This window comes from Geminocystis sp. CENA526, assembly GCF_050753365.1.
In the GTDB taxonomy this organism is placed as follows: domain Bacteria; phylum Cyanobacteriota; class Cyanobacteriia; order Cyanobacteriales; family Cyanobacteriaceae; genus Geminocystis.
This window is the reverse complement of record NZ_JBLZFY010000079.1, coordinates 1-19420: the sequence shown is the minus strand read 5'-3', so window position 1 is coordinate 19420 and position 19420 is coordinate 1. Positions and strand designations below refer to the sequence as shown.

Sequence of the window (19420 nt, the reverse complement as noted above, 5' to 3'; positions counted from 1 at the left end):
GGTTGAGGTGGTTAACCTATAGTTATTTTATCACGTCACTGGCGATTCATCCCACACTTGTTTTAATTATTTTTTTTACTCGAAAACAAAGTGTGGGGCTTCTCGCCGTTTAAGCTAATTTTTTTTGTTTCTCCCTTCAATAACTCTAATAAACTTTGAATTGATAACTTTTAAAGAATCATCTACTTTTATGACAGTAAAACTTCTTTCTTCTGTTTGTTTTGTGCCATCAGGATAATAATAAGTATTCTTGCCTACTAAAGTCACTGATGTTTCATCCTCCTGAACTACTTGTAAATTTTCCACCGTGATTCGACTAAATCGACTGAAAAAACTAGGATCTAAATTATCGGGGTTAGCGAAAATAGTTCTAGCTTGATCATATTGTCTATTAGACACTAAGTTGTATAGTTTTTGTACTGTGGCAATCGCATCATCCTTACTAATAACAACTGAAGAAGTATCATTATTAACGGTTTCCTCCGTGACGATTTCTCCCTCTGGATTTAACTCTGGATTCGATTCCTCATTAGTCACTGTCTCAGAATCGGAAGTAGAATTATTGTTATCAACAACAGGTTGAGTTGTCGTTTCATTTCGGGCTTTTTCTTCCGCTTCTCGTCTCAACTGTTCGGCTCTAATCCTTTCAGATTCTGCCCTTTGCCGTTGTCTTTCCGCTTCTAAACGTCTAGTAGCTTCTTCTTCTAATTTTTGTCGTTCTTGTGCTAATCTAGCTTCAGTTTCCAGTTTTTCTCGTTCAATATTAGCTAATTCCGCTTGAGTTTGTTGAATATAAGTCACAAAAACAAATCCCACAGATACCAAAACCCCCGCAATAATGGCAGTTAAAATTAGGGGTAGCCAATTATTCTTATTTTCCTCAATATTGCTGTCTTCATAGCTAGGAGTAGAAACCTTTTGAGGGGTGTATCTTTTCGGAGAAACGGGCTGATTAATAGAACTTGATTGTGATACACTTGGAGAACTATAACTAGATGAATAATTTGTACTCGGAGTATAACTTTTTTGGGGCATGGGTTGAGGAGGAGGATTATAACGAGGCTTAGTCGGAGTGAATAATTGAGGAGATTGATATATTTGATCTCTTGTTACCGCAACGGTGGGGGCTTCTATGCCCGTAGTTTGTGGCATATTTTTATGACGTTGAGGAATAACGGCAACGGTGTTAACAGCACTTAAATATAAGTCTTGGTACATTTGTTCTGCTGTGGTATAACGCTGACTGAGATCAATTTTAGTGGCTTTATCTAGTACAGTTTTTAATAAACGATCTAAATTAGGAGCATATTCAGCCCATTCTAGTTGACCATTTAAAGAATTACTAGGAAATTCGATGGGGTATTTTCCTGTTAAACTATAGATCATGGTTAGCCCTAAAGCAAATAAGTCGCTACTGTAAATTGTACGTCCAGTACTTTGCTCAGGAGGCATAAATCCCCTTGTACCAACTATAACAGAACTTACCATCGATCCTGAACCGAGGGCAACTGTTCCCATTGTTTCTTTGACTGCACCAAAATCAATTAAGACGGGTTTATTGTCTCGACTGCGAAGGATGATATTTTCGGGCTTGATGTCTCGATGAATAATTTTTTTGCTATGGATATATTGCAAGGTTTTCAATAATGATGACAATATCTCTAAGCATTGTTTTGAGTCAACTCTCCCTAATTCCGCTAAACTTTTGCCCTCAATATATTCTTGTACTAGGTAAAATCGATCGTTATCCACAAAATAAGCGTATAGGGTAGGAATTTCTGTGCAATGTTGCCCTAAATCTTCTAATACTTGTGCTTCTTTACGGAATAAATCTTCAATCACATCGGCAGAGACTCGATGGTTAGAATCAATGGGTTTGAGGCGTTTGATTACAATTAACCGTTGAGAAGGCATATGAGTATCTCTAGCTAAAAAAGTCTCTCCAAAGCCTCCTTGAGCTAAAGTATTAACTATTTGATAACGTCCAGCAATTAAAGATTCCATTTGAGCAAAAGATTGGTATGAGGTTCGATCGATGGTGAATAATCAGAATATATTTATTGATTACCTATCTTAGCGATTAAGTGAGAATATTGGTACTTTTAATTTGTCGTAAGCTAGTTTGCATCTAAGTTTACTGATTGACAAAGGGAATCAGGAATAGTGTTGCTCAAAAATCAGGCACAAAAAACACGCATTGCAAACACTATGCTACAACCCAATAACTCCAAAACTATTGTATATTTTGAAATTAATAAAATTTTCTCAGTACCATAATTATCGATCGAATTAATAAACTTAGACACTTCTTAACTTAATTTTACAATTTTTAATATTTCTTAATGTTAAGATAGCTAATTGTAAAAGCAAATCAGGACGATCGAAATAATTGTGTTTGGTAATATACCGTTTTCGGGACAAAGTGGAGATCAAATCGTAAGTAAGGCTATCACCACCGCCATCGCCGCCTTATTTAAAAAAACTGGCAAATTACAAGCCAATCTTAGAGTTGAGCCTGTAGCTAAACTTTTACAAGGAAGTATTGACGGTTTCGACTTTTTCGGTAATGGAATGTTAATGTATAATGGCTTGAGAATCGAGGGGATGGAATTATATCTCCAAGCGGTTTCCATCGATTTCAGTGCTATTTTTAGCGGTAAGGTGAAGTTAAGACAACCCACTCAAGCCTCTTTAAGAATCATTTTGACGGAGGAAGATTTAACCACTTCTTTTAATACTCCCTTCATTGTGGAAAAATTACAAAGACTTGAATATCAAGGGCAACCTCTCCATTTTCACAATACCCAAATTACGATTAATGAAGATAAATCTTTAACTATTAAAGCAGATATACGCATAGGAAATAATCAAGAGATAATTAGTATTAATATTGGGGCTAATTTAGAGGTACAAGGTAGAACAAAAATTCAATTTACTAATCCTCAATATCAGGGTAATAATGAAGCCAATTTATTAGGTCAAGCTCTTATTAATCATGTCAATAACCTTTTAGATTTAGATAAATTTGCCTTAGATGGTACTTGTTTAAGGGTCGATCGAGCTAGAATTAAAGATAAAGAATTTGTGTTTTACGGCACAGCAGAAATCAGTCATTTTCCCCAAAGAAAAATCTAAAGAATTAAGAATTAAGAATTAAAAAATTTTGTTGTTTTCTTCTTCCTATCTGCCTATTCCCCGAAACAAAAGCATTTTCAGGATTCCTTAAATTGAAATTAACGATTCATGGTAGGATAAAAAGACAAAGAGAGTAAGAGCGGTAGTTGCAAATTAAACTTTTTCCTGTGAGGTTTAGTTTGAGGAAAGTCCGGGCTCCCAAAAGATCAAACTTGCTGGGTAACGCCCAGTGCGCGCGAGCGTGAGGATAGTGCCACAGAAAAATACCGCCCATTTTTGGGTAAGGGTGCAAAGGTGCGGTAAGAGCGCACCAGCAGTATCGAGAGGTACTGGCTCGGTAAACCCCGGTGGGGAGCAAGGTCGGAGGAATTACGGTTGATCTTTTCCCGATTCCGTCTTCGGTGTACCGCTTGAGGTAATTAGTAATAATTATCCCAGATAGATAACTACCCCTTTAGTTTACTAAAGGAACAGAACCCGGCTTACTCCTTACTCTCTTTTTTTTTATAGAATCAACTTATTTTGTCATTGCGAGACACGAAGCAATCTCCATTAAAAAAAATTTGTAAAAACTATTCGATCGAGTCTTTTACACCAGTATTCATTGACAAAAAAAAATAGTAAAATTAAAAACCATTTGTTATTTTCTATGCTTTAAACTTTTTGGTTTTTAATCATTAAGAATGGTTAAGAAAAAGATTAATAAATATCATAGAGATTTATCTTGTCAAACGTACCATGCTTGTTTATGCTTATTGTAGATAGATTGAAAAATATCTTGCTCGATCGTCTCTAAAAAAAATAAAAAGTAAAAATACTCAGATATTCTCAGATTAACTAAATTTTTTTAGCAATTTTTGGGGAGTAAATTTAGAACTTTTTATAGGGGACTTCCGTGTCAATTTTAAGTAAATTTAGTGTATTAAAGGAAAAAATAAAATGTCAATTGCAGTAGGAATGATCGAAACCCTTGGGTTTCCAGCAGTAGTAGAAGCGGCGGATGCTATGGTGAAAGCCGCTCGTGTAACCCTCGTTGGTTATGAAAAAATTGGTAGTGGTCGTGTCACCGTTATTATTCGTGGTGATGTCTCTGAAGTACAAGCCTCGATCGCTGCTGGTATTGAATCAGCCAACAGAGTAAGCGGAGGAGAAGTTCTTTCTACCCATATCATTGCTCGTCCTCACGAAAACCTCGAATATGTGTTACCTATTCGTTACACCGAAGAAGTAGAACAATTCCGTAGTTATTAAAATTAATTAGTCATCAGTCTTACAAAGGACTGAAATTAACCTTCAAAATTTAGAGATAAGTACTCTCGATTATTGATTTATAAATTTTCCATAAAATAACCCCAAAAAATATGTCAATTGCAGTAGGAATGGTTGAAACCCTAGGGTTTCCCGCCGTAGTGGAAGCCGCCGATGCTATGGTGAAAGCGGCTCGTGTAACCTTAGTTGGTTATGAAAAAATTGGTAGCGGTCGTGTTACTGTTATCGTTCGTGGTGATGTATCTGAAGTACAAGCCTCTGTTAGCGCAGGTATTGAAAATGTTAAGCGTGTTAAAGGTGGTCAAGTTTTATCTCACCACATTATCGCTCGTCCCCACGAAAACCTCGAATATGTATTGCCTATTCGCTATACCGAAGAAGTAGAACAGTTCAGAGAAAGTATCAATCCTCGTCCTTTGGGCAGACCTTAATCAGGAATAAACATAATGCAAATTGCCAAAGTGTGCGGTACTGTCGTAAGTACTCACAAATCACGGACTTTAACAGGTGTCAAGTTATTATTAGTACAATTTTTAGATGCTGATGGTAATGTGTTACCTAATTATGAGGTGGCTGGAGATACCGTTGGAGCAGGAATAAACGAATGGGTGCTTGTCACTCGTGGCAGTTCTGCTCGTAAAGAAACTGGCCATGAAGAACGTCCTGTAGATGCTATGGTGGTGGGCATTATCGATACTGTGACAACAACATCGGATCTGCTTTATAGCAAGAAAGATGCAGAAAGAATGTATTAAATACTCTATTTAGTATTTTTATTTTAATCTGTAAAAAAACTAGAACAATGTCAATCTCTAAGGACAAATTAGGAATAAAGTAGTACTTATTCAAGATATTATCCATATCCTAATAGATGTCCTAAAAAGATTTAAAAAAATAATTTATTGTGGAGGTTTATAGTGAGCGTCCCCATTATGGCGGCTCCACCGACTCCTTGGTCAAGAAATTTAGCAGAGCCAAGGGTGGATGATAGTGCTTATGTTCATTCCTTCTCTAATTTAATTGGAGATGTGAAGGTGGGAGCAAATGTTTTAATTGCCCCCGGTACTTCCATTCGTGCCGATGAAGGTACTCCTTTTCATATCGGAGATGGTAGTAATATTCAGGATGGGGTAGTAATTCACGGTTTAGAACAGGGTAGAGTTCAAGGTGATGATGGTCAAGATTATTCCGTTTGGATTGGGGAAGATTCTTGTATCACTCACTTGGCTTTGATTCATGGTCCTGCTTATGTAGGTAATAACTGTTTTATTGGTTTTCGATCGACCGTATTTAATGCCAGAGTTGGAGATGGTTGTATCGTAATGATGCACGCGCTGATCCAAGATGTAGAAATTCCTGCGGGAAAATATGTCCCCTCTGGAGCAGTAATTACTAATCAGCAACAAGCCGATCGATTGCCCGATGTACAACCCGAAGACCGAGAATTTGCCGCCCATGTTGTCCATATTAACGAAGCATTAGCGGCCGGTTATCACTGTGCTCAAAATAATGCTTGTATAAATGCCGTCAGGGAAGAAATTACTCCCATGGCATCCCCAACCCAAAATCAAACTAATGGTTATCAATCAGTAACTAATATGAGTTTAAATACAGATATAATTAATCAGGTTCGATCGCTGTTAAGACAAGGTTGTACCCTAGGTTTAGAAAGAGCGAACACCCGTCGCTTTAAAACAAAATCTTGGTTAAGTGTGCCTTTAAACGCCACCCACGAAAGCGCCATCTTAGCAGAATTAGGCAATATATTAAATGAATGTAGTGGTGAATATGTACGTTTAATTGGGGTTGATCCTCAAGCCAAACGCCGTGTAGCAGAAGTAATTATTCAACGTCCTAACGATGTACCTGCACCTGTACAAGCTAGTAATGGTAATACTGCTTCTGTAAATAGCAATGGTCATGCTCCCGTAAGTAACGGTAATAGTGATTTAGCTAACGAAATTCGCTCTTTAATTCAAGGTGGTTATACCATTGGGATAGAATACGCCGATGCTCGTCGTTTCAAAACTAAATCTTGGTTAACTGCACCTAGTGTTAAAACTAGCTCTGTCAATGAAGCTATTGCCACTATTCAAGGCTATTTAGCGGATTTAAGCGGTAACTATGTACAATTAGTCGGAGTTGATCCTCAAGCTAAACGTCGTGTATCTCAGGTAATTATTCAACGCCCCGGAGATTCCACTACATCTATTAGCAGTAATGGTGCTTATAAGCCTAGTTCTAATGGTAGTGTAGGAGTTGTTAATAGCTCTTTGAGTGCTGAGGCGATCGCACAGGTTCGCAGTCTCTTATCTCAAGGGTATCAAATAGGCACAGAACACGCAGATGTGCGCCGTTTTAAAACCAAATCTTGGCAAAGTTGCGCTCCCATACAAGCCAAGAGCGAAAGTCAAGTTATTTCTGCGTTACAGGCTTGTGTGCAAGATCACGCTGGGGAGTATGTACGCTTAATCGGTGTGGATAGTAACGCTAAACGCCGAGTATTAGAGATGATTATTCAACGCCCAGGGCAAACTAATTCAGCTACTCCTGTTAGTACTAATAACGGTGCAAGTGCTTCTGCTTATACCGCTAGTTCAAATGGTCATAGTTCTTTAGATGCGAATACTTTAGCTCAAGTTCGATCGTTGTTAACTCAAGGTTATCGTATTGGTACTGAACACGCCGATGCCCGTCGTTTTAAAACCAAATCTTGGCAAAGTTGTTCTCCTATTGACAGCAACAATGAAAGTCAAGTAATTTCGGCTTTACAAGGTTGTCTTCAAGAACACAGTGGGGAGTATGTCCGTTTAATCGGTATTGATACCCAAGCAAAACGCCGTGTTTTAGAAACCATCATTCAAAGACCGTAATAACTAAGTAATAAGTAATAAGTAATGAGTAATAAGTAATGAAAAAAGGCAAAAGTCCTTTAGTCCCCTAGTCCCCCTATTCCACCTGTCCACTTGTCTCCATTACTTGTTAGTAAATGTCTCTACCTATTCTTCAACCTAGTACTATAGATACCACCCAAATAAGGGGAGATGTCACGATCGATCGTAGTGTGATGATTGCCTCTGGGGTGATTTTGAATGCCACTTTTGGGCATAAAATAATCCTCGCTTCGGGGGTTTGCTTAGGTATGGGAACGATTATTACAGCTTATGACGGTGATATTGAAATTAGAGAAAATACGATTTTAGGTTCGGGTAGTTTAATTTTCGGTAGCTGTGTCGTTGGTGCTCAAGTTTCTTTAGGGGCTTCCGTAACTATTTATAATACTGATATTGAACCCTTAACGGTGATTCCAGCAGGTACAATTATCGGAGATCGATCGCGCCAAGTAGAATTAAAAAGGGATAATAATAGCTCTGTTTCGCAAATCAAACAAGAAGAAAGTAATTCTTCACCTCCCCTCAATGCCCATACTCAAACCATTATTGACGGTATTAAGAACGGTTTTGCTACGAATTTAGATAGTATCAATGGGGAGAAAAACGAGACTCAAAACGAAGATTTAAACACTACTGAAAATCAAAAAATAGAAGAAGATATTATAGAAAAAGAAATAGAATTTACTTCTGAAGAAAAAGTGTCAGAAAATGTTGATAACTCTGCCGAAGTTCTTAATAATGACATTACCGAAGATAATCCGCCTCAAGTTAATACCGTAGTGGGACAAGTTTATATTAATAAATTATTATTTACCCTATTTCCTGAGCGCAAAAACCGATAGTTCGATCGAAACTGATAAGGATATTCTGTCATTCCGAGCTTGTTGAGGAATCTCAAAATCCTATATTTTTTAAGATGATGCACAACTTTTAGTGTAGTGATAAAATGATAAATAAATTGAGAAATGAAGAATTAAAACCTTTCACAGATTGAATAATATTCAACGCCCACTAAGCAATTAAAAATCTTTGATTATTATTATGTTATTAAGTGAATTTAGAAGCAAAACTTGCGGTTTCTGTCGTTATTATCAAGCTGATTTTTGCGCAGTAGCACCCGATTATATTGGACTAGCTTATATATGTCCAGATTTTAAGTTAGCAGAAGAAATTGAGGAGGAGGAAGAAGTCAAGGAAATTTCTGTAATTGAGCAGTTTAAAAAAGATTATCTGGTGGAGTTTTTATCGACTTATGGTGATATAGAAGCTGGAAGAAGTATAACCACTCCCACTAATACAGAGATTGATTTATGGGTTGTGGCAAATCGATCGATTAAAGGGAATCATCTATTAAAAAAACTCCTAAAAACTAGAGCTTTATTTGAATATTATCATAATTCTCTTACTTCTGAAGAAGTCTTAAATAGTTTGAGGAAATTAATAGAAATGGACAGAGAATTAGATCGTTTTTCTAGGGCAAAAAAAAAGCAGTTATCAAAGTCTGAATTACCTCAATTATGGATTTTAACCCCAAGTATTTCTCAAGAAACTTTAACAGAATTTGTAATAGAAAATAAACAAAATAACGCCTTCGGAATTTATTATTTTCCTCCTGCTTTTTTAACGGCATTTATCATTATAGATCGATTACCAGTAAATAAAGAAACTCTCTGGTTAAGAATTTTAGGGCAAGGGGAAGTGTTCGATCGAGCCATGGAAGAAGTATTAAAAAACAATATAGAAACAGAATCCTTGAAAAAGTTAGTGACATATTTTCGTGAGTTAAATTTTACTTCGTGATAATAAAATATTTTAGCAATTTATATAGTCTTAATTTGGGGAAAAGTTAAATTATTTTCTAATTGATAATTGATTAATTTGTGATAAAATTCTTTCACTTCTTGGGGATTAATTTGCTGTAAAGTAGTTAATAATTCATAGCTATTTTCAGTCAATGTACTAACGTCAACATTGCGATAGTCGGGTTCATATTCAACTAATTTTCTTAAACCTTCTCCTAATAAAATTACTGCTCCTTTCCAGTTACCATTACTTAAATGATAACAACCGACAGATATTTGTAAAATTCCCTGATAAAATGTCTTATCAGGTTCGATCGAATCCATCCAGATTTCTTCTAAAGTATCGTGACAAGCGTAAAATTCCTGTCGATTAAACTCATCTATCCCTTTCTTTAAAAATTTGTTCATTTTCAGTAATTGATCACTTATAGTTATATTGAGTAAGGGAATAAAAGATAATGATGGAGATAGGCAAAAGGCAAAAGGCAAAAAACAACAATGGTTTTTGATAAACTCAAATTATACCTTACTAAGTTTTATAATTAATTAACTTTTCCTCCTCCCCCTCCTCCCCCTCCCTCTTCTATCTGTCCACCTGTCTCTCCTCTTAATAATTGACGATCCCCTTTGTTTTAACCTTTGCAAAGATTCATTAAGTTTTCTATCAAAAAAAATGATCCCGTCATAATATCTGCTTTAATAAAATTAGATTCAGATAAGTAATTTTAAAGAAAAAAAAAACAGTCCGAGAAATAAAAAAAATATTCACTTGATCTTAATTTTTCTCGTTTTATATTAACTGTAGGATTTTTAACCAAGAATTAAAAACAGTTTTGTCGAAAAATATAATTAAGATTTAGTTGGGGTAATCTTTTGTTTTTCTTAATATTTGTTTGCCCAAAAATCTGAATCTTAAACAAACATTAAGTTAAAAATTACTTTCCCAAATTACGATAAGGTTTACTCCCTATTTTCTAGGCTGTTTGAGATTATATAATTAAGGAGATTAATTATTATGATAAGTACTGCTCCAGAAAAAATTGAAACCACAACCAAACAAGAAAAATTTGTTCTCTGGTTTGAAGAAGTGGGTATCGAAGATGTGCCGATGGTAGGGGGTAAAAATGCTTCCCTTGGGGAAATGATTCAACAGTTAACAGCAAAAGGTGTTAATGTACCTACAGGATTCGCCACCACTGCTTACGCTTATCGCTACTTTGTCAAAAAAGCAGGGTTGGAAGATCAACTACGCAAGATTTTTGCTAACTTAGATGTGGAAGATTTGCCTAATTTACAAGCAGTGGGCAGACAAGCACGAGCTTTAGTGTTGAATACTCCCTTCCCCAAAGAGTTAAATTTAGCTATTTCTGAGGCTTATTTTAAACTTTGTCAACGTTACGGTAATAATCCGAATCTCTGCACTACCGATGACGAAGAAGAAATGATGCGTTTGCGTAGTTGCTCCTATGATACTGATGTGGCAGTTCGATCGAGCGCGACAGCCGAAGACTTACCCGACGCTAGTTTTGCAGGGCAACAAGAAACCTATCTTAATGTACACGGTGTCAAAAATGTTTTAGATGCTTGTCATAAATGTTTCGCTTCCATTTTCACCGATCGAGCTATATCATATCGTACAGTAAAAAACTTTGATCACTTTGAAGTAGCTTTGTCAGTGGGTGTACAAAAAATGGTTCGATCGGACTTAGCATCGTCAGGTGTTATGTTTAGTATCGACACCGAAACAGGCTTTAAAGATGCCGCCTTCGTCACTTCCGCCTATGGCTTGGGTGAAAACGTGGTACAAGGTGCTGTTAATCCCGATGAATTTTTCGTCTTCAAACCCACCCTACAACAAGGTTTTAAACCCATTTTAAATAAACGCCTCGGCTCGAAAGAGATTAAAATGGTTTACGATTTAGGCGGTGGAAAACAGGTTAAAAACGTTCCCGTGTCTGAATCCGAGCGTCTGCAATACTCCATCACCGATGAAGAAGCCTTAACTCTGGCTCGTTGGGCTTGTATTATCGAAGATCATTACAGCGAAAAACGGGGTCAAAATAGCCCCATGGACATTGAATGGGCAAAAGATGGTCAAACAGGTCAATTATTCATCGTACAAGCCCGTCCAGAGACGGTACAATCACAAAAATCAGGTAGTGTCCTCCGTGACTATAAACTAAAAGGTACAAGTGAAATACTTGTTACAGGTCGTGCTGTAGGTGAAATGATCGGTCAAGGTCAAGCTCGTGTTATCCTTGATGTTCATAAAATTGGTGAGTTTAAAGCTGGTGAAGTACTCGTTACCAACAAAACCGATCCCGATTGGGAACCGATTATGAAAAAAGCTAGTGCGATCGTCACTAATCAAGGGGGTAGGACGTGTCACGCCGCAATTATCGCCCGTGAAATGGGTATTCCTGCCATCGTTGGTTGTGGTAACGCTACAGGGTTACTAAAAACTGGTCAAGATATTACGGTATCTTGTTCGGAAGGAGAAGAAGGACGAGTATATTCTGGTTTAGTACCCTTCGACATCATTGAAACTCAACTAGACAATTTACCCAAAACTCGCACCAAAATCTTGATGAATGTGGGTAATCCCGAAGAAGCCTTCAAATTAGCCTCTATTCCTTGCGATGGCGTTGGTTTAGCCCGTTTAGAGTTCATTATTGCTAATCACATCAAAGCGCATCCTTTAGCGTTGATGAAATACGATGAATTAACCGATGAATCCGTTAAAAAAGAGATTGCGGAATTAACGTTAGGCTATCAAAATAAAGCTGATTTCTTTGTGGATAAAGTTGCTCAGGGGGTAGGTACGATCGCAGCCGCTTTCTATCCCAATCCAGTGGTAGTAAGGATGTCTGACTTCAAATCTAACGAGTATGCTAACTTGTTAGGTGGTGCAGACTTTGAACCAAAAGAAGAAAACCCCATGATTGGTTGGCGTGGTGCGTCTCGTTACTACGATGAAAAATACCGTGAAGCCTATGGTTTAGAGTGTAAAGCCCTTAAACGAGTTCGTGACGAAATGGGTTTAACTAACGTAATTCCTATGATTCCTTTCTGTCGCACTCCTTATGAAGGTCGTCGAGTATTAGCAGAGATGGAAAAACATGGCTTAAAACGGGGTGAAAATGGCTTACAAGTCTATGTAATGTGTGAGATTCCTAGTAACGTTATTTTAGCGGATCAATATAGCGAAATCTTTGACGGTTTCTCCATTGGTTCAAACGATCTAACTCAGTTAACATTAGGGCTCGATCGAGATTCCTCATTAGTAGCACACATTTTCGATGAACGCAACGACGCAGTTAAGGATATGGTGCGCATGGTAATTGAAAAAGCGAAACGCAATAACCGTAAAATCGGTATTTGTGGACAAGCGCCCAGTGATTACCCTGAATTTGCCCGTTTCTTAGTGGAATTAGGCATTGACTCCATGAGTTTAAACCCTGATTCCTTACTAAAAACCTTACTCGATATTGCCAAATTAGAAGAAAGACTAGACGCAAACAAATAACCCGTAGGTTGGGTTGAGGTAATCAAACCCAACATCAAAAATTAAACCATCCCTCGAAACAGAGGGATTTTTTGTAAAGATTCATCTTTTGGTTGGGATGACGAAAAATGTCCTGATTGGGAAGGTTAAAACAGTGATTTTTTGATGGGGTTGGGTTTAATATATTAAACCCCTACATTTCCTATTACTCTTATTTTTTTGCTTTTTTTCATTCTTAATTCTTAATTCTTAATTCTTAATTCTTAATTTTCTATAAAGATTCTAGTACTTTTCGGGCTTCTTCTCGATCGTCAAAATGGATTTTTTCTGTGCCTAAAATTTGATAATCTTCATGCCCTTTTCCTGCTATTAAAACTCCATCGCCTTTTTGTGCCATTTCGATCGCAATTTTGATCGCCAAAGCTCGATCGACCTGTACAATAGGTTTAATATCTTGGGGAATCCCTGCTAAAACATCTGCTAAAATTTGCTCAGGATTTTCTGTGCGAGGGTTATCGGAAGTCACTACGGCAATATCTGCTAACTCGGCGGCAATTTTACCCATGATAGGGCGTTTAGTACGATCTCGATCGCCTCCACAACCAAACACACAAATCATTTTACCAGAAATGAAAGGACGTGCCGCCTTGAGGAGATTTTCTAAACTGTCAGGAGTGTGTGCATAGTCAACAATGACGTTGATTTTTTGTTCAACATTGACAGTAACTCTTTCCATGCGCCCCGGCACACCAACAAAATCAGGTAAACTAGCGGTTATCACTTCTAAACTCACTCCCAACTTTAACACCGCACCCACACTAGCTAATAAGTTGGCTAGATTAAATTGTCCCACTAAAGGGGATGTAAATTCGATCGAACCTTCGGGAGTATGCAATAAACCCTTAACCCCATTTGCTTGATAGGTTAAATCACTGGTGTATAAATCAGCTTCGGAGTTAGTAACGCTATAAGTCCAAACTTTATCAGCGGGGAGAGACTTGATTAATCTTTGACCATAGGCATCATCATAGTTAATGATAGCAGTACCCTGCAAATAATCAGCACTAAATAACAACGCCTTCGCCGAAAAATAATCCTCCATATCTTTGTGATAGTCGAGATGATCTTGAGTTAAATTAGTAAATACAGCCACATCAAACTGACAACCCCTGACTCGTTTTTGCGATAAAGCATGAGAGCTTACTTCCATAACTGCATATTCATTTCCAGCCTTCACCGCTTCGGCGAGTTGATGTTGTAAATCCACCGAAAAAGGAGTTGTATGGGTAGCGGTTTTTTGATAACCTTGCCAACGGGCGTATAAAGTGCCGAATAATGCCGTAGGTTTTTGGGCTTGATGTAAGAAAAATTCGATTAAATGAGTCGTGGTAGTTTTACCATTTGTGCCAGTCACTCCCACCATACTTAAAGACTGAGTGGGATAATCATAATATTTACAAGCAATATCAGCACACACACTAACCACATCATCGCTGACTATGACGCAATCCTTGGGTGTTGGAGGAATTTTTACAGAGGCTTCTTTACTAATTATAGTTGCGATCGAGCCTTCTTTTAAAGCGCTTTGCCAAAACTCACCACCATCAACCCTTGTGCCGGGCATCCCGATAAAAACATCACCGGGGATACAGGCATGGGAATTAGTCGTAATGCCTTTTACTTCTTGACTTAAGTTAGGATGATCAGGGGTAACATTAAGATTAGGGATATTGGACAATAATTGACTTAACTGCATAATCACAACTCCGATGGCAAATTTACCCAATATAGTAACAGCTATTTATGATATTTTTGTAAAATTTTCGTTAATTGAGAGACAGAAACACGAGGGGAAATACGAGGAATAAATGTTTCTCCTGTTTCGGTGGCTAAAAACAGCACAGGAATTTCATATTGATACATTTCCCACCATTGATTATTCGTAGTAATATCTCTAATTTCTAATTCTAAAGGAATCTCTGTTATTTCCCTTAATTTTTCCTCTAATCCTTCGCATAAATGACACCCTTCTTTACTATATAAAATTAATTTCATTTTGTTATTTTGATCGAGATTTTAAACTTATTTAGGGTTTGCTGAATAAATCTGAAAACTATAAAAACTCTTCCCTTTTCCCTCTTTCCTCTTCCCTGCCTTTATAAAAAGACTTTTTTAGCAGACTCTATTTATTTGGTCTGAGTGTGTAATAAATAACTAATATAGCACAGTTAAAATAATCAAATTTTTATAAATTATAAAGTTAGAAATTTTATGTTAGTTAAGTCCGAATCAATAAGTATGGTTAATTCTATTTTATCGTAAATAGCACAAATATATTTTTTGATCGAACAAATATCAGAACGTTTATAAGTTAAGTGTAAAACGACTAATAGATGAGAAAATAAAATATGGCTCTCTTACTTTGAGTATGATAAATTAATCGAAAAGGGTGTCAGGTATCAGGTGACAAGTGTTAGGTTAAATTAAAACTGTAAATTTATAATATTTGCATTTTAAAAATCCTAAACCTATTATATATAAACACTTTTGACGATTATTTATTACTAAAATATCATAGCTACTGTAGAAGAGCCAAATTAATTAAAATAACTTACATTTTTGTTGCCTTTTGCCTTTCATAAGGTTATTAATAATGCCCTTGCAGAAATCACTCATTGATATTTGCCAACCCACAGTATTTCTATTTGAGAAGATGCGATCGAGTTTTTGGGGGAGTTCGATCGAACTATTATAATGGTTATAAATTTTTGGAGGAGTCTATTCACTATTCACTATTGATTGTTTATTATTGGTATATAGATAATTTTAGGTATCATTAATGAGTAAGTGGTTAGAACATAGCGTACAAGTTGAAGTTGATGTACCCATTGACTTAGTATGGAGTTTATGGTCAGATTTAGAACAAATGCCCCGTTGGATGAAATGGATTGACTCTGTGAAAATTTTACCAGATGATCCAGATTTATCTCGTTGGAAGTTAGCTAGTGGCGGTTTTGAATTTAGTTGGTTGTCTCGTATCGTTAAGCTAGAAACTAATCAAATTATTCAATGGGAATCGGTGGATGGTTTACCCAATAAAGGTGCTGTACGTTTTTACGATCGACATGGAAGTAGTATTGTTAGACTTACGATCGCCTATGATGTACCCGGTATCTTAGCCTTAATGGATAACTTATTTTTAGGGCAAATTGTGGAGTCAACGATTCAAGCCGACTTAAATAGATTTAAAAATTATGCTCTTAAAGTACAAAATAAGTCTTAATTTTTTGCTACCCTAAGAATAGAAAACCCTTATATTAAGTAGTACTAAAATGAACGTTAATATTAAATTTTTCAATGGTTTTGGGGGATTGTTGAAGAATATTGGGATTAAGCTAGTTCAATTATTCCCCGTTTATATGATTGTTTTTATTGCCTATGGAGATAAGTTTTTACCTTCTCCTTTAAATAACTTTAGTGCTAATACACGAAATACTATTAATAGTGTCCTTGTCGGGGCTTTTAGAGATGATATATTAGAAAACAATAAATATAACAATAAAAAAACTGATAAAGTTATTGAGGAAGTGGAAAGAAAAAAATAATTTAGTATGCCTCTTGCCTGTTGCCTTTTGCCTGTCTTTATCAGTAAACTTAGATGAGTCCTAGCTTATTAATAGTTTTTTCATTACGCCTTAATGTTATCAAACAAAGTCCTCGATCGAGCTAAAAACCTCACAGAATCTTCATCTATTAACCTTTTTCAACAGATTCAATTTACTCCCGTTGAAGTCGATTTTTCTTCCTCTCCTATCAACACAAGTTATGTGGTAGTAGGGGAAAAACAACCCCCTATCGTCTTATTACACGGTTTTGATAGTTCATTACTAGAATTTCGCCGTTTATTACCGTTTTTAACTCAAAATCATCAAGTTTGGGCTTTAGACTTACTCGGATTCGGTTTTACTCAACGTCAAGGTTCGATCGAATATTCTCCTGAAACCATTAAACAACACCTATACCAATTTTGGCTCAAGATGATTCAACAACCGATGATTCTTGTAGGTGCGTCTATGGGAGGAGCTTCAGCCATAGATTTTTGTCTATGCTATCCCGAAGCGGTAGCCAAATTAGTTTTACTCGATAGTGGCGGATTAATTAAACCACCAATTATCGGCAAATTTTTGTTTCCCCCTTTAGGATTTTTAGCTACAGAATTTTTACGCAATTTAAAGGTAAGACAGAGTATTAGTGAAACCGCCTATTTCGATCGAACTTTTGCTTCCCAAGACGCTTTAACTTGTGCCGGTTTACACTTAGAATGTGAGCATTGGAATAAAGCCCTAATTGCCTTCACTAAAAGCGGTGGTTATGGCTCATTTGCCCATGTATTGGAAAATATTAAACAACCTTGCCTCACTATTTGGGGTGAAAATGACAAAATTTTAGGGATAAAACCAGCACCTCAATTTGAAGAATTAATACCAGATAATAAACTAATTTGGATCAAAAATTGTGGTCATGTGCCACACTTAGAACAAGCTGAAATAACGGCTAATCATCTTCTGAGTTTTTCACTAGACTTTTCCAGAAAAGATTTTTAATTGTTTACTAGGCTTCAGCCCTTAAAATCGCTATTATTGCAGATGTCTAAGGCAAATTAGCTTACTGAATATAAAATATTAGCTGTATTTTGTGGTAAATCTACTGAGATTTGATCTATAATGACCATGAGACAATAAAAACTCCTACATTAATCAATACTGAGTAAAAAATCATGGCTAATAATCGCTTTCAAAATTGGTCAAAGCGGACAGAAAGGCTACAATCACAAGCCTTAAATGCCCCTTCAGTGTGGGATAATTCCGTAGAGGAAGAGCAAAAAAACATTCAAGAAGTAAAGCAACAATGGCAAAAAAAACAACATCAAAAATTTCAGCATATTCAAAAGAAAGAATCTGAGTCTCAAAATTTACAAATGATTGTTTCTACTTTAGTCGGTGTTGTTTTAATGGTGATGGCATTTCCCCATATTCCTAGTTGGTGGCAAAATGGGCAAAATATAGTAGCTGGTTGGTTTCCCGAAGACACTGAGGCAAATAGTGGCGCACAACTCAAAAAAGGTGGTTTTTTAGACAAGCTGAAAAAATTACAGCAAAAACAAGCTAATGAAGAAAATAATCAAGATGAGACAGTGACAGAAGATGCTACTGGAACAAATAAAAAAGCTACTATAGGAGAACAATTAGAAGAAAGTGTGGATAGTATAGATAAATATAATCGAGATTTACAAAAAGCGATCGACATTTCGGAAGGAAAAGAAGTTAATTTAGAAGAAGAAAAAAAATAGTAATGGAAAAAGGGATTAATTTATGGCTGACTCCATCATGTATCAACAAGACGGTTATGTAGTTTTAGAAACTAACAAAGAAGAACAATTAATGACAGAATCGGAATTACTAATCAAACTAGAGATACTGTTGGCTAGTCAGTCTGATTTACCCTCAGATATAACCAAATTTAGTACTCCCTCACAACAGGCACAATATTTACTCAATAATTACTGTGAATTTAACCTAGACGATGATCATTATCTACAATGGTACGTTGTTCGTTGGGAAAAATAAAAATAAAATCAGGAAAATTCTCACTATGTTTTATTGCTAACGAGAAAATCAGGGCATTAATTTGATGTTGAATTGAGGTATAATATTATGTTGCTCACTGTGAATTGAATAAAATGTCCATTCGTCAACAACCTCGAAGAACTGCTAGAATTTTAGCGTTACTTAGTTTGAGTCAAATTAAGGTAAAATCCGATAATTTAGAAGAAATTGAAATTAATGATCTCATACTAGGTGCAATTCGTACCTTAACCCTAGAAATTGAAAGTACGATCGAAACCGCTTCAGATGAATTAAATCGTAGCAATGATTTAGTGTTTAAAAGTGAAACAAGGGCGACTAATTTAGGTAGTGCTAGAATGATGCTGAAAGATTCTATCGCCTTAACCCAAAAAGCTATTAATCGCATTGGTAATATTATAGAAATTCCTGAGTTTGTACAATTATCACGACAACACGAAGTGAGAGAATATGCTTTAGAATTAATTGGCACAGTGGATAGACGTAAGGAAGAAATAGAAACCCTATTAAATGAAGTAATGGTAGATTGGACATTAAATCGTCTGACTCACATTGATGCCAATATTTTGCGCTTGGCAGTGGCAGAAATGGCTTTCTTAAATATAGAGCATAAAGTAGCTATCAATGAATCGATCGAGATTGCAAAAACTTATTCTGATGATGAGGGTTATCGCTTTATTAACGGGGTGTTGCGTAAAGTGAGCGATCGACTTAAACTGTAGAATGTAAGTGTGGAAGTAAGGTAGGGTTTGCTGAATAAATCAGAATTAAGAATTAAAAACTATTAACTATTAACTATTAACTATTAACTATAGCAATCCTAAATCATTCGTGAGAAATTGAAAATAAGTTCCCCCTTTGTTTAAGGCAGGGCTGTTTCAAAGTATCTTCTGAAAAAGTGTTAGGGTGTTAGGGTATTAGGGTATTAGGGTAGGGTGTTGAAAAGAAGCCAAATCTATAAAAATATTTTCCTACACTTTTTCAAGTCGATCGATAATATTGGCTGTGAATCTAAGATAATATTTGAGTGAGAAATTACATCGTAATCATCAACATTTTGAACACCCTAGTATTAGGGGGATTTTTTACCTTCAAATTTCAAGGAATAATAATAAATCTTGAAATAATCAATTTTTAATAGTAAATTATCAAAACTCATTACTTATTACT

At 36.2% G+C, this 19420-nt stretch carries 18 protein-coding genes and 1 other RNA gene; 15 read left to right on the top strand and 4 right to left on the bottom strand.

Going from position 1 to position 19420, the window contains the following annotated elements; all coding sequences use genetic code 11:
- Positions 1-114: 114 nt before the first annotated feature.
- Positions 115-2004: a protein kinase domain-containing protein gene (locus ACN4EE_RS17110; protein ID WP_431707674.1), complete on the bottom strand. Its 1890-nt coding sequence runs from the start codon at positions 2002-2004 to the stop codon at positions 115-117.
- Between the two features lie 366 nt (positions 2005-2370).
- Between ACN4EE_RS17110 and ACN4EE_RS17105 the strand changes: the two genes are divergently transcribed.
- From ACN4EE_RS17105 to ACN4EE_RS17070, 8 genes are all read left to right on the top strand, one after another.
- On the top strand, positions 2371-3135 hold the full coding sequence (locus tag ACN4EE_RS17105) for an LmeA family phospholipid-binding protein (RefSeq protein WP_431707675.1): 765 nt from the start codon (positions 2371-2373) through the stop codon (positions 3133-3135).
- 129 nt (positions 3136-3264) lie between these two features.
- Positions 3265-3636, top strand: an RNA gene (gene rnpB / locus ACN4EE_RS17100) — RNase P RNA component class A.
- Positions 3637-4074: 438 nt separating this feature from the next.
- Positions 4075-4386: a carbon dioxide-concentrating mechanism protein CcmK gene (locus ACN4EE_RS17095; RefSeq protein ID WP_431707673.1), complete on the top strand. Its 312-nt coding sequence runs from the start codon at positions 4075-4077 to the stop codon at positions 4384-4386.
- A 110-nt stretch (positions 4387-4496) separates the two neighbouring features.
- Positions 4497-4835, top strand: coding sequence for a carbon dioxide-concentrating mechanism protein CcmK (locus ACN4EE_RS17090; RefSeq protein ID WP_431707672.1), 339 nt, complete (start codon positions 4497-4499; stop codon positions 4833-4835).
- A 15-nt stretch (positions 4836-4850) separates the two neighbouring features.
- A complete protein-coding gene (locus tag ACN4EE_RS17085; protein WP_431707671.1) occupies positions 4851-5159 on the top strand; it encodes a EutN/CcmL family microcompartment protein in 309 nt (102 codons plus the stop codon).
- 177 nt (positions 5160-5336) lie between these two features.
- Positions 5337-7277 (top strand): ribulose bisphosphate carboxylase small subunit, encoded by a 1941-nt coding sequence (locus ACN4EE_RS17080; RefSeq protein ID WP_431707670.1) that lies wholly within the window; start codon positions 5337-5339, stop codon positions 7275-7277.
- A 116-nt stretch (positions 7278-7393) separates the two neighbouring features.
- On the top strand, positions 7394-8140 hold the full coding sequence (locus ACN4EE_RS17075) for an LbetaH domain-containing protein (protein WP_431707669.1): 747 nt from the start codon (positions 7394-7396) through the stop codon (positions 8138-8140).
- A 199-nt stretch (positions 8141-8339) separates the two neighbouring features.
- The gene (locus ACN4EE_RS17070; RefSeq protein WP_431707668.1) at positions 8340-9098 is read left to right on the top strand and encodes a hypothetical protein; all 759 of its coding nucleotides are present in this window, start codon (positions 8340-8342) and stop codon (positions 9096-9098) included.
- 20 nt (positions 9099-9118) lie between these two features.
- Here ACN4EE_RS17070 and ACN4EE_RS17065 read toward each other — a convergent pair whose 3' ends face one another.
- Positions 9119-9508: a DUF309 domain-containing protein gene (locus tag ACN4EE_RS17065; protein ID WP_431707667.1), complete on the bottom strand. Its 390-nt coding sequence runs from the start codon at positions 9506-9508 to the stop codon at positions 9119-9121.
- 607 nt (positions 9509-10115) lie between these two features.
- Here ACN4EE_RS17065 and ppsA point away from each other — a divergent pair.
- Entirely contained in the window at positions 10116-12626 is a 2511-nt protein-coding gene (gene ppsA / locus ACN4EE_RS17060; protein WP_431707666.1) for a phosphoenolpyruvate synthase, read from the top strand.
- A 250-nt stretch (positions 12627-12876) separates the two neighbouring features.
- On the opposite strand, the gene ACN4EE_RS17055 is transcribed toward ppsA, so the two are convergent.
- Together ACN4EE_RS17055 and ACN4EE_RS17050 are read right to left on the bottom strand one after the other, a co-directional pair.
- Positions 12877-14361, bottom strand: coding sequence for a UDP-N-acetylmuramoyl-L-alanyl-D-glutamate--2,6-diaminopimelate ligase (locus ACN4EE_RS17055; RefSeq protein WP_431707665.1), 1485 nt, complete (start codon positions 14359-14361; stop codon positions 12877-12879).
- A 41-nt stretch (positions 14362-14402) separates the two neighbouring features.
- On the bottom strand, positions 14403-14660 hold the full coding sequence (locus tag ACN4EE_RS17050) for a glutaredoxin family protein (protein ID WP_431707664.1): 258 nt from the start codon (positions 14658-14660) through the stop codon (positions 14403-14405).
- Between the two features lie 784 nt (positions 14661-15444).
- Between ACN4EE_RS17050 and ACN4EE_RS17045 the strand changes: the two genes are divergently transcribed.
- The 6 genes from ACN4EE_RS17045 to nusB all read left to right on the top strand — a co-directional run bounded on the left by ACN4EE_RS17045 (position 15445) and on the right by nusB (position 18972).
- Complete coding sequence (locus ACN4EE_RS17045) at positions 15445-15888, top strand: SRPBCC family protein (protein WP_431707663.1); 444 nt, start codon at positions 15445-15447, stop codon at positions 15886-15888.
- A 49-nt stretch (positions 15889-15937) separates the two neighbouring features.
- Entirely contained in the window at positions 15938-16210 is a 273-nt protein-coding gene (locus tag ACN4EE_RS17040) for a hypothetical protein (RefSeq protein ID WP_431707662.1), read from the top strand.
- A 93-nt stretch (positions 16211-16303) separates the two neighbouring features.
- The gene (locus ACN4EE_RS17035) at positions 16304-17209 is read left to right on the top strand and encodes an alpha/beta fold hydrolase (protein WP_431707661.1); all 906 of its coding nucleotides are present in this window, start codon (positions 16304-16306) and stop codon (positions 17207-17209) included.
- A gap of 173 nt (positions 17210-17382) precedes the next feature.
- Positions 17383-17955, top strand: a complete 573-nt coding sequence (locus ACN4EE_RS17030; protein WP_431707660.1) for a hypothetical protein — start codon at positions 17383-17385, stop codon at positions 17953-17955.
- A gap of 22 nt (positions 17956-17977) precedes the next feature.
- Positions 17978-18232 (top strand): CRR7 family NDH-1 assembly protein, encoded by a 255-nt coding sequence (locus ACN4EE_RS17025; protein WP_431707659.1) that lies wholly within the window; start codon positions 17978-17980, stop codon positions 18230-18232.
- Between the two features lie 113 nt (positions 18233-18345).
- A complete protein-coding gene (gene nusB, locus ACN4EE_RS17020) occupies positions 18346-18972 on the top strand; it encodes a transcription antitermination factor NusB (protein ID WP_431707658.1) in 627 nt (208 codons plus the stop codon).
- Positions 18973-19420 lie beyond the last annotated feature (448 nt).